This window comes from Sandarakinorhabdus limnophila DSM 17366 (assembly GCF_000420765.1).
Lineage (GTDB): Bacteria > Pseudomonadota > Alphaproteobacteria > Sphingomonadales > Sphingomonadaceae > Sandarakinorhabdus > Sandarakinorhabdus limnophila.
In genome coordinates this window covers 411,542-422,408 of the sequence record NZ_ATVO01000005.1, presented here as the reverse complement: position 1 = coordinate 422,408, position 10,867 = coordinate 411,542, and the positions used below count along the sequence as shown (strand labels likewise).

Sequence of the window (10,867 nt, the reverse complement as noted above, 5' to 3'; positions counted from 1 at the left end):
CGAGGCCAGGATCAACTGGCATTACATCGCTCCCGGCAAGCCGATGCAGAACGGCTATGCGGAGTCGTTCAACGGTCGCATGCGCGACGAGCTGCTCAACGAGACCCTGTTCATGAGCCTCGATCATGCGCGCGTCACCATCGCTGCTTGGGCCAAGGACTATAACGAGCAGCGGCCGCACTCAGCCCTTGGATACGAAACCCCAGCGGCGTTCGCCGCCGAACTGAACAAGCAATGGCCTGTTCCGCTGCGCCCTTCGGGCGCCGCTCAACAGGCCATTGCTTCACCTGCGCCCATGCGCAACAACTGCGGCCAGGCTCTAATCCCCGCTGGATGAAATCAGGGGGTCAGGTCAGCAGCCAAGTAGTGGTCAAATCACTAACGAGCTTCGCAGTATTAGGAGATGCCTTGGAGACAGGGCTTGGTGCTGACATGACGTCATGCGATCTGCCCGCCAAGCCTATACTGCGGGTGGTTCGCGCCTCGGTCGGCTCGCTATCCGCAGCCATGGTCTCGCCAGTACCGATCCCAACGCAACGCCCAGCCGCCTTTGACCATGACGCAGGAGACATCTCCGGCCAGCGGAGAGACGCACCATGCGGCGGTCCGGGTCCCGACACCGTTGCCGACAGATACACAACGCATGGCGGGGCCTGCGACTAGCACGTGGCCCTCTAGGCTGCGTCCGGTCGGCGTCCCGATCAGCTTCACGAGGGCATCGCGGGCCTCAGCACCGCTGGCTGTCGGGCACGGCTGGTCGGGGCGGCAGCTGTCATCAATCTCACGGGCAGCGATACCAGCCAACCGGATAAGGGGGCCCTCTGCACACCACACAGGTCCATCGCCATCCCAAACACGCGTAGGCGTGCAGGTGAACTCTTCGCCGGTGGGAACAACTGACACGACAAGCAGCAGCAACGCGCCGATCATTCGCAGGCTACTCCATCACCGTCGCGGTCGAGACCTGCACGATAACCGGGATCTCCGACCCTCATGGGAGCAGCGCCAGCCGCGCGGGCGGCAGCGCAGTTGGGGTAGTAAGCACTATCGGTGTTCGACTGCCGGAAGGGTAGCGCTTCACGCACAGGTGCCCGGTGGCAGTGATAGCCTCCGTTCTTGCGGTCGTTGTGACACCCCAAGGCGTTCAAACCGCCCAGGTGAGCCGTGGCTGCTGAGCTCGACACCAACATTGCGAACGATAACAGGCTTGCGGCGACGATCAGCTGCTGTCTCATCAGTCTTGCTGCGCGAGCCGCTCGCCTCATTTTTTCCGCCACTCGCTAGCCAGCCGCTGCGCTTCCGCTATCTGAGTGGCGCTCATGGTGGCCGCAAGGGTGTCGCGCTGCCTTGTTGCGCTGGCATTGCCTGCCCCTGCTGCAAGACTAAGCCATTTGTAGGCTTCAACGCTGTTCTGCTTCACGCCCCGACCGTCGCGATACATAACCCCAAGGTTGTACTGACCGATAGCGTGGTCACGATCAGCGGCTTTGCGAAGCCAGCCTACGGCGGCTGCATCGTCCTGCGGCACGCCTTGTCCAAGTTTGTACATTACTGCGAGATTTGACTGCGCGTCGGCGTCGCCCTGCTCGGCGGCTTTGCGGTACCAATCCGCGGCGGCAGCATTGTCCTGCGTCACGCCCTGACCATTCTTGTACATCAGCCCAAGGGCGAATTGAGCGCTGATAAGGCCCTGCTCAGCGGCTTTGCGGTACCAGCTAACCGCGGCAGCAAGGTCCTGCGTCACGCCCTGCCCATTCTCGTACATAAAACCAAGGGCGTACTGCGCATTTGAAGAGCCTTGGTCCGCAGCCTTTCTGTACCAACTAACCGCGGCGCCAAGGTCCTGCGCTACGCCTCGGCCGTTGGCGTACATCGCGCCAAGGTTGTACTGACCATTTGGAAAGCCTTGGTCCGCAGCCTTTCTGTACCAACTAACCGCGGCGGCAAGGTCCTGCGTCACGCCTTGGCCGTTGGCGTACATCGCACCAAGGTTTGACTGCGCGTCGGCGTAGCCCTGCTCAGCGGCTTTGCGGTACCAACTAACCGCGGCGGCAAGGTCCTGCGCCACGCCTTGGCCGTTGGCGTACATTACGCCGAGGTTATACTGACCATTTGGAAAGCCTTGGTCTGCAGCCTTGCGGGTCCAACTAACCGCGGCGGCAAGGTCCTGCGCCACGCCTTGGCCGTTGGCGTACATTACGCCGAGGTTATACTGCGCATTTGGCAAGCCTTGGTCTGCAGCCTTGCGGGTCCAACTAACCGCGGCGGCAAGGTCCTGCGCCACGCCTCTGCCATCCCTGTACATTACACTAAGGTTGTACTGCGAAATGACATACCCCTGCTCGGCCGCCTTGGTGTACCAGATGGCCGCAGCAGCATAAGATTGCGTCACACCTCTACCGGTCTCGTACATGAGCCCAAGGGCAGACTGCGCCTTCAAATTCCCCTGCTCTGCAGCCGCGCGATACCAACTAACCGCAGCGGCATCATTTTGCGTCACACCTCGCCCCTCGGCATACATCTTCGCAACGTTGAATTGCGCATTGTTGTATCCCTGCGCGGCCGCTGTCATTGCGAGCTTAAAGGCCTCTTGATCCGGCGTAAGTTTCGACGGTGGAGCAACCACCGTGGGCTGAGTAAGGCGGCTGGGTGCCGGATAGGGAGAAGACGGCTTTAGCTGTGTTACCGGGGAAATTATTTTCGGCTCAGGAACAGCTTGCCCTGCCTGTTTTTTACTCGTGGCGCCTACTAGAGGGGGCTTAGTCGCCTGCGGTTTACAAATACGCAGAGCTTGCTCGGCCATATCAAGACGGCTGGCGAGCAGTGCGATGGTTTTAGCGTCCTCACAACGGCCTTCCAACACGGCCTGAGACACTCGGGTTCGCAGATCTTGGTCCGCGAACCGCGCAGCCTCGGCCTCTTGCGCAGCCGCCCCACGTTCGGTCGCAAGCTGATCTACCCGAGCGCGCTCTACCGCGGTGTTTTCTTGCTCGATCCGCAGTCTTTCGGTCCTGAGGCGTTCTTCCTCGGCAATGCGTATTCTTTCCGCTTTTTCTCTCCGTTCCTCGTTTCGGCAGGCTCCCAATGCTGACTGAGCTTGGGCTAAGCGGGCTCTCCGCAACTGATCCGCGACGGGGTTTCCACCAGTATATTCTCCCAATACAGCAGCTAGATTAAATTACTCAGTCGAGCATTCTGCATTTGCCGGGGTACATTGAAAAATAAAAAATATACCTATAGCCCTAAAACACAAAAGTATGTAATTTCGGTTCTTCTCTGATTTTTCAATTATCTGGGGCATATTTCTCTCTACGCTGCCTTTATATGGATTATCATTCATATAAAGATCCATTTTATGGATAGATATTATCTGTATAGCGCCGTGGAAATTCTATAGTGCGCGTATACACAGCCATTATTCAAACCGCCTGACGTGCACCCCTGATTGGTAGCGATCAGAAGTAGCGTCCTTTGGTTTGATGGCTGATGGTTGATGTGATGGCAACGGGGTTGGAGGCATGCCCCCAACCCCGTTGGTCGGCGATATCGGCGGGAGATGGGCCAGCCTGAGGGGCGACGACTGACTTTGCCACTCATCAGTGACGGCAAAGGGAGCCAACACCGTGTCCATTCCCGCCGGGGCAAACTCGGCTGACGTCTTCCCTCCACCGCAATCGGTGATCCCCACCACCACCCACCAACCCCATTTGCATAGGGTGCGGGAGAGCTGAACTGGGCGGCCGTTTCGTCGGGCCATGGGCCATCGCGGCCATCACAACGGCCATCGGCGGCAATCGGAAGCAGCCGCAGCACCGCCACCATCAGGCCAGCAGTTCCACGTCCCAATAGAGATAATCGCGCCAGGTCTCGTGGCAATAATGCGGCGGGAAGGCGCGGCCGTGGGCCTGCAGATCGTGGGTGGTGGGCTGGCCGGGGCGTGACAGCAGGTGCATGTGCGCTTCGGCCGGGGTGCGGCCGCCCTTTTTCAGATTGCACGGCGCGCATGCGGTGGTGACATTCTCCCACGTCGTGCGGCCGCCGTAGGCCCGCGGGACGACATGATCAAAGGTGAGTTCGCCGCCCGGCACGTTGCAATATTGGCAGGTGAAACGATCGCGCAGGAACAGGTTGAAGCGCGTGAAGGCCGAGTGGCTGGCTGGGCGCACATATTGCCTGAGCGCGATCACCGAGGGCAGCTTCATGCGCAGGGATGGCGATCGGATCTCGCGGTCATATTCGGCGATGATGTCCACCCGTTCCAGGAAGGCGGCCTTGATCGCCGTCTGCCACGGCCACAGCGACAGCGGATAATAGGACAAGGGGGTGTAATCGGCGTTGAGCACCAGCGCCGGGCAGGCTTCGGGCGAAATCAGGCTGCGTTCGGTGACGAACTTCTGTTCCAGCAACTCAGCCGTCAACATTGGGCCCTCCCCACACATCGGGGTGGCAACGCTCGACACGGGCCCAGTCGCACAAGAGTTGCCGCACAAGGGCCGCATCTCCAGGGCCGCCAGCGCGGCCGTTCCGTGATGCCCAGTCTTTACAACACATTGTATGTCAGGCCAATGACACCACCGGATTTCGTTGTGGATAATGTGGATAAGTCTCCGATCACCACCCGCTTTGCGCCGTCGCCCACAGGCTTGCTGCACCGGGGACACGCCTTGTCGGCGCTGCTTGCGTGGCAGCGCGCGCGGCAGTCTGGCGGTCGCTTCATCCTGCGCATCGAGGATATCGACACCACACGCTGCCGCCCGGAATTTGAAGCGGCGATAATGGCAGACCTCACATGGCTGGGACTGGACTGGGATGAGCCGGTGTGGCGGCAAAGCAAGCGCGGGGCGGTGTACCGCGCGGCGCTGGATCAGCTGGTGGCCATGGGCGTTGCCTATCCCTGTTTCTGCACGCGGGCCGATATTGCGGCGGCGGCGAGCGCGCCCCATGGCAGCGATGGCCCGCTCTACCCCGGCACCTGCCGCCACCTCGAGCCCGAAGAACGCGCGCGGCGGCTGGCCAGCGAAGCCGCGGCCTGGCGGCTGGACGTGGCCGCCGCGCTCGCCATGACCGGGCCTTTGCAATGGCATGATGCCTGGGCCGGGCCACAACAGGCCGATCCGGCGGCGCAGGGCGATTTCGTGGTTGCGCGGCGCGATATCGGCACGGCGTACACACTGGCGGTGGTGGTGGATGATGCGGCACAAGGCGTGACCGATGTGGTGCGCGGCGTGGACCTGTTCGAAGCGACCCATGGCCAGCGCCTGCTGCAGGCCCTGCTCGGCTTGGCCGTGCCGCAGTATCACCACCACCCGCTGGTGCTGGGCAGCGATGGCCGGCGCCTGGCGAAACGCGACGCAGGCGAGACGCTGGCGGCGCTGCGGGCAAACGGTGCCGATCCGGCAGAGCTGTGCGCCGCGCTGCTTGCGCAATCACCGACGTGTTAATAAATCATCTATTGACCCGAGTTTACAGAATATTTACCATATAAGCAGGGGAGCGGAGTTTCCCCATCACAGGGGGAGTTTCGCATGCGTTCAGGGTTTGTGTGTGCCCGCCACGGCCGCACAGCAGTTGATCGTCTTCTCAGGAACCGCCGGCGTTTCGCCCTCCGGCACGTCGATCGCGGCCTTGCAGCAGTTTGTTGGCGCGTCGGTGGTGGGGGCGTTCCTGGTCGATACGGCTGCGGCCGGCCAGCAATTGACGGGGCCGGTGGGCGGTCAGGGCGAGAGCGCGTTGCTCAGCGGGGCCGTGCTGGGCGGCCAGATCGATTTGTTCGGGACCAATGGCCCGGTCTCGCTGCTCCGCACCGGCGATGATTTCGGCAACATATTCACGATCAACAATGGCGGCGTGGGCGGCAATCCCAACAACCGCCTCGATCAGATGGGCTATACCACCGGCGCGCGGCTGGTATCGGGCAGCCTGCTGAAGCCCTATGAGATTGCGGGCAATCTGCCGCCCGATCTGTTTATCGGTTCGCTGTTCTTTGGGCGCACCCTGCAGGGCCCGCTCGCCAATCCGCCCGCAATGATCACCGATGTGACGACGCGGGATTTCGCTGGTGTGCTCACCGGACCGCTGGGCACGCCCTTGTTCCTGAAGATCGTGTTCCGGCAGGGTAATCCGCTGATCAACGGCACCTTGGCCGGTCTGCCGCTGCAAGCGGTGGGCGTGGGCAATCTGCAGCTCAACATCATCAGCATCGGTGGTGCTGTGCCGGAGCCCTCAAGTTGGGCCATGCTGATCATCGGTCACGGCAAGCTGGCATGGCGCGCTCTGCACCGGCGGCGGGGGATGGCTGCGGCCTAAGTTTTCAGGAGGCTGTGGCGGCGGCACTGCCTTGCTGACGCACCCCCCTGTTCAGCCTGCCAAAGGCTGTTAGACCTTTATCCATGCAATCGACTCTCGTCTTCTTCATGATCGCCTCGGCAGTGGCCACGCTGGCGGTGCTGGCGCGCGGCATCATCATCATGGCGCGCGGCCAGGATGTGACGGGCGAGCAATCGAACCGCATGATGAGCCTGCGCGTCGCGCTGCAGGCGTTGGCGATCTTCTTCATCGTCATCCTGTTCCTGATCAACCGTCCGGGCTGATTGGCCGATGGTTCGCCTGAACCGCATCTACACCCGCACCGGCGATGATGGCTCCACCGGCCTGGTCGATGGCAGTCGCGTCTCCAAGGCCAGCCACCGCCCGGTGGTGATGGGCAGTGTGGATGAAGCCAATGCCGCCATCGGCTTGGCCCGGCTTTCGGCCAGCGCCGCAACCGATGCCATCCTGTCGCGCATCCAGAATGATCTGTTCGATCTGGGCGCCGATGTGGCAACTCCCGATGGTGTCGAAGGGGTGCTGCGCATCGTGCCGGTGCAGGTGGACTGGCTGGAAACGCAGATCGACGCCGCCAATGACACCCTCGAGCCGTTGAAGAGCTTCATTCTGCCCGCCGGCACGGCGAGCGCCACCCATCTCCATCTTGCCCGCACCATCGTGCGCCGGGCCGAGCGCGATGCCGTGGCCGCCGGCGACGAAATTTCCGCCCCGGCCCGTCACTATCTTAACCGGCTTTCCGATCTGCTGTTCGTGCTGGCGCGGGTGGAAAATGCGGCGACCGGCGATGTCCTCTGGGTGCCCGGTGCAAATCGCTAGGGCCAGGTTGACGTTAACGTAAACTTGGGCCTTGACCCTGCTGCCGGCATCGGCCAAGTGCGATGCATAACCAAGCTTCGGAAAGGCTGTCCATGAAGGTGCTTGTCCCCGTCAAACGGGTGGTCGACTATAACGTCAAGGTGCGGGTGAAGTCGGATAACACCGGCGTCGAACTCGCCAACATCAAGATGAGCATGAACCCCTTCGACGAAATCGCCGTCGAAGAGGCGATCCGCCTGAAGGAAAAGGGCATCGCCACCGAGGTCGTGGTCGTTTCCGTGGGCGTGCAGCAATGCACCGAAACGCTGCGCACGGCGCTGGCCATGGGTGCCGATCGCGGCATCCTCATCCTCACCGACGTGACCACCGAATCGCTGGCCGTCGCCAAGGTGCTGGCCGGCATCGTCGCTGAAGAAGCGCCGGGCCTGGTGATCCTGGGCAAGCAGGCGATTGACGACGACGCCAACCAGACTGGCCAGATGCTGGCCGGGCTTCTGGGTTGGGCGCAGGGCACGTTCGCGTCCAAGGTCGATCCCCAGGGCGAGACGGTCAACGTGACCCGCGAAATCGATGGCGGCCTTGAAACGGTGGCGCTGAAGATGCCGGCGATCGTGACGACCGATCTGCGTCTGAACGAACCGCGCTATGCCTCGCTGCCGAACATCATGAAGGCCAAGAGCAAGCCGATCGCCAACAAGACCCCGGCCGATTACGGCGTGGACATGACGCCGCGCCTGACCACCCTGAAAGTCACCGAGCCGGCCAAGCGCCAGGCCGGCATCAAGGTGAAATCGGTCGATGAACTGGTGGCGAAGCTGAAGGAAATGGGAGCCGTCGCATGAGCACGCTGGTCCTTGCCGAACACGACAATGCCGATCTGAAGGACGCCACGCTGGCGACCATCACGGCAGCCACCCAACTTGGCGGCGATGTGCATGTGCTGGTGGCAGGTGCAGGCTGCGGTTCAGTGGCCGAAGCCGCCGCGAAAGTGGCCGGCGTCGCCAAGGTGCTGGTCGCCGATGATGCCGCCTATGGCGCCGCCCTGCCGGAGAACCTCGCCCCGCTGATCGCTGGCCTGATGGCCGGTTATGATGCGTTCGTGGCTCCGGCCACCAGCCGCGGCAAGAACGTCGCCCCGCGCGTCGCCGCCGCGCTGGACGTGGCGCAGATCAGTGAAATCCTGTCGGTGGAAGGCCCGGACACCTTCACCCGCCCGATCTACGCCGGCAACGCCATCGCCACCGTGAAGTCGAGCGACGCCAAGAAGGTGATCACCGTGCGCGGCACCGCTTTCGCCAAGGCCGCGACCAGCGGCGGCAGCGCCTCGGTTGAAGCCGTCAGCGGCGCCGGCAGCGCCGGCACGTCGAGCTTCGTCGGCGCCGAACTCACCAAATCGGCCCGCCCCGAACTCACCGCCGCCAAGATCATCGTCTCCGGCGGCCGCGCGCTGGGTTCGTCGGACAAGTTCCACGAGTTCATCGATCCCCTCGCCGACAAGCTGGGTGCCGCCGTCGGCGCCAGCCGCGCCGCCGTCGATGCCGGCTATGCCCCCAACGATTATCAGGTCGGCCAAACCGGCAAGATCGTCGCCCCGGAACTCTATGTCGCCGTCGGCATCTCCGGCGCGATCCAGCACCTGGCCGGCATGAAGGATTCCAAGATCATCGTCGCCATCAACAAGGACGAAGAAGCCCCGATCTTCCAGGTGGCCGATGTCGGCCTGGTCGGCGACCTCTTCACGCTGGTGCCGGAACTGACCGGCAAGCTGTAATCAGCGATCGATGCGAAACCTGAGGGCCGTCGCTCGGTGGAGCGGCGGCCCTTTTCGTTTGGTTCAAAGGAAAAGTCGGCCTCCGGCGGGCAGGGACGCAGTCCCTGCACCCGTTTGTTGAAGTGTCAGTTTGCGACCCCGTTGCTGCCCAAAGGATAATGCGCAAAGATCGGTGGATGGGCGGCGCTACACTGACACCTTTCGATTTGACGGTTCGGGGGGAACTCACGCGAGCCATTGCTGAACTCGGCCACGCGCCCGCAAATGAATCGCTTGCGCAACTGCTAGGGGTTCCCCTTCCTGCCATAGAACAGGCTTTGCGTCGGCTACATGACGCGCATGCCCTTCTGCTGCATCCGCATTGTTGCGTTCCGTGGGTTGTCCACCCCTTTGCTCTCTCGCCTGGATCTTGCTGGGTCCAAAGCCGAGATCGAGGATGGTGGGCAAATTGTCTTTACTGCGGCATGGGCATTGCTGCCGCGCTGCAACGGGATACTACAATTCATACGCGCATTGGTGGGGAGCACGAGCCCGTTGTAATTCACATTCACGACGGTCAGCTGCAGGAAACAGCGCTGATTTTCCACCTTTCTACACCTGTCAGTGCATGGTGGGACAACGTGATCCACGCGTGTGCTTCGTTTCAGCCCTTTCACTCAGAAACAGATGTCGATGCGTGGTGCGATAGGCATGCATTGCCGCGTGGCGCTATCGTCCCACTCTCCAGTATGTGGGCCTTCGCTACTGATTGGTATGGCGACTACCTTCGCAAACCATGGCTCAAGCGATCAACGGATGAAGCGGAGGCGCTTTTCTTGAAGCACGGGTTTACAGGTAAGTTCTGGCAGATTTCCTGAAAGCCATCATTCGCTTTCCCACCCCAAACTCTGCCATTAGGCACCGGCCAAAACTAAACGGGTGCAGGGTCTGCGACCCTGCCCGCCGGAGGCCCTTATCCTTCTTCCCTCACGCCGCGATCGCGCGTTCGATCCAGGCGCGGGTGTCGGGGATGGCGGCTTCGACCTGGGGGAGATCATTGACGCAGAGGAACTTGAACTGCGGTTGGCACGCGCGGGCGAGGTAGGCGCGCACTTGCGGCAGCGGGTAATCCAGCACGGCGCCGGTGCGCAGGTGGAGATGATCGTCCTCCGTGTGCAGCACGGCCACGCCGGCGGCGATGCAGGCGTGGTTGTGCAGGCCTTGTGGCAGGAATTGTGACACGCAGCGGAAGCGGTGGCCGAGGTTGGCGACGAAGGCGGCGCGGTGCTGATCATAGAGGCGCGCCAGCACGGAGCGGCGCAGCGGGTGGACCACATGCGCCGCGCGGAACAGCCGGTCTGCGCCGAAGCCTGCCAGCGCCGCGGCGTTGATCTGGGTCAGTGCGTTGAGCAGCGCCGGGTCGTCGCGGCTGGCTGGATCGGCGGCGATGGCGCTCTGATCAACCCACGCGCCGCGCAGCACGGGCGCCGCGCCCTGGAACACGTCGCCGGGCGCCAGCGGCCCGGTGAGGAACACATCATCGTTGAAATAGACGAAGCGTTCGGCCAGGCCGGGAATGCGCCACAATAACGTCTCGATGGCCAGCGAGTTGAAGGTGGGCAGCGCGTGTTCATGGCCGGCAAACAGGGTCAGGTGATCGACAATCCGCACCCGGGCCACCAGATCGGCCGGCAGGCGCGACAGATCGGGCTGTTGCGCATCGGTGATGATCCAGATCCGCCCGATCCACGGCGCATGATTGGCAATCGAGCGCAGGCAATAGCCCAGCTCGTCATTGCAGGCCCAGCGGTGCGGGTTGACGGCGTTGGCGTTGCGCGCCGCCTGCGGCTGATGGCGCTGGCGCTTGGCCCGGTGGGCGGGGTCATCCCCATCAACCCAGGTGATGACGGCGTCGATGCGCGCGTCGTCTTTGATGAACTGCATTGATCCCGTCCGGGCGCGTGTTTCGTCCGC

14 protein-coding genes are annotated in these 10,867 nt (G+C 62.5%); 9 read left to right on the top strand and 5 right to left on the bottom strand.

The window, feature by feature from the left end; genetic code table 11:
* Positions 1 to 337: integrase core domain-containing protein (locus G566_RS0107595; RefSeq protein WP_022680077.1), on the top strand; the 337-nt coding region annotated here is incomplete at its 5' end.
* A 158-nt stretch (positions 338 to 495) separates the two neighbouring features.
* Here the strand turns inward: G566_RS0107595 and G566_RS15920 are convergent.
* From G566_RS15920 to G566_RS13865, 3 genes are all read right to left on the bottom strand, one after another.
* A complete protein-coding gene (locus tag G566_RS15920; protein WP_084706795.1) occupies positions 496 to 930 on the bottom strand; it encodes a thermonuclease family protein in 435 nt (144 codons plus the stop codon).
* Positions 927 to 1,190 (bottom strand): excalibur calcium-binding domain-containing protein, encoded by a 264-nt coding sequence (locus tag G566_RS15055; RefSeq protein WP_084706808.1) that lies wholly within the window; start codon positions 1,188 to 1,190, stop codon positions 927 to 929. The genes G566_RS15920 and G566_RS15055 overlap by 4 nt, the downstream gene beginning before the upstream one ends.
* A gap of 71 nt (positions 1,191 to 1,261) precedes the next feature.
* A complete protein-coding gene (locus G566_RS13865; protein WP_156874453.1) occupies positions 1,262 to 2,875 on the bottom strand; it encodes an SEL1-like repeat protein in 1,614 nt (537 codons plus the stop codon).
* A gap of 15 nt (positions 2,876 to 2,890) precedes the next feature.
* Between G566_RS13865 and G566_RS0107585 the strand changes: the two genes are divergently transcribed.
* Positions 2,891 to 3,091, top strand: coding sequence for a hypothetical protein (locus G566_RS0107585; protein ID WP_156874452.1), 201 nt, complete (start codon positions 2,891 to 2,893; stop codon positions 3,089 to 3,091).
* A gap of 730 nt (positions 3,092 to 3,821) precedes the next feature.
* Here G566_RS0107585 and G566_RS0107580 read toward each other — a convergent pair.
* The gene (locus G566_RS0107580) at positions 3,822 to 4,421 is read right to left on the bottom strand and encodes an HNH endonuclease (RefSeq protein ID WP_022680074.1); all 600 of its coding nucleotides are present in this window, start codon (positions 4,419 to 4,421) and stop codon (positions 3,822 to 3,824) included.
* Between the two features lie 144 nt (positions 4,422 to 4,565).
* Between G566_RS0107580 and gluQRS the strand changes: the two genes are divergently transcribed.
* The 7 genes from gluQRS to merB all read left to right on the top strand — a co-directional run bounded on the left by gluQRS (position 4,566) and on the right by merB (position 9,771).
* Positions 4,566 to 5,441, top strand: a complete 876-nt coding sequence (gene gluQRS, locus G566_RS0107575; protein ID WP_022680073.1) for a tRNA glutamyl-Q(34) synthetase GluQRS — start codon at positions 4,566 to 4,568, stop codon at positions 5,439 to 5,441.
* A 103-nt stretch (positions 5,442 to 5,544) separates the two neighbouring features.
* On the top strand, positions 5,545 to 6,306 hold the full coding sequence (locus G566_RS0107570; RefSeq protein ID WP_022680072.1) for a PEP-CTERM domain protein: 762 nt from the start codon (positions 5,545 to 5,547) through the stop codon (positions 6,304 to 6,306).
* Positions 6,307 to 6,389: 83 nt separating this feature from the next.
* Positions 6,390 to 6,590: a twin transmembrane helix small protein gene (locus G566_RS0107565; protein WP_022680071.1), complete on the top strand. Its 201-nt coding sequence runs from the start codon at positions 6,390 to 6,392 to the stop codon at positions 6,588 to 6,590.
* Positions 6,591 to 6,597: 7 nt separating this feature from the next.
* The gene (locus G566_RS0107560) at positions 6,598 to 7,143 is read left to right on the top strand and encodes a cob(I)yrinic acid a,c-diamide adenosyltransferase (RefSeq protein WP_022680070.1); all 546 of its coding nucleotides are present in this window, start codon (positions 6,598 to 6,600) and stop codon (positions 7,141 to 7,143) included.
* A gap of 92 nt (positions 7,144 to 7,235) precedes the next feature.
* Positions 7,236 to 7,985: an electron transfer flavoprotein subunit beta/FixA family protein gene (locus tag G566_RS0107555; RefSeq protein WP_022680069.1), complete on the top strand. Its 750-nt coding sequence runs from the start codon at positions 7,236 to 7,238 to the stop codon at positions 7,983 to 7,985.
* Entirely contained in the window at positions 7,982 to 8,914 is a 933-nt protein-coding gene (locus tag G566_RS0107550) for an electron transfer flavoprotein subunit alpha/FixB family protein (RefSeq protein ID WP_022680068.1), read from the top strand. Before G566_RS0107555 ends, G566_RS0107550 begins: the two co-directional genes overlap by 4 nt.
* Before the next feature lie 158 nt (positions 8,915 to 9,072).
* Positions 9,073 to 9,771 (top strand): organomercurial lyase, encoded by a 699-nt coding sequence (gene merB / locus G566_RS15050; protein ID WP_084706794.1) that lies wholly within the window; start codon positions 9,073 to 9,075, stop codon positions 9,769 to 9,771.
* 109 nt (positions 9,772 to 9,880) lie between these two features.
* On the opposite strand, the gene G566_RS0107535 is transcribed toward merB, so the two are convergent.
* Positions 9,881 to 10,837, bottom strand: a complete 957-nt coding sequence (locus G566_RS0107535; protein WP_022680065.1) for a Stealth CR1 domain-containing protein — start codon at positions 10,835 to 10,837, stop codon at positions 9,881 to 9,883.
* Between the last annotated feature and the right edge of the window lie 30 nt (positions 10,838 to 10,867).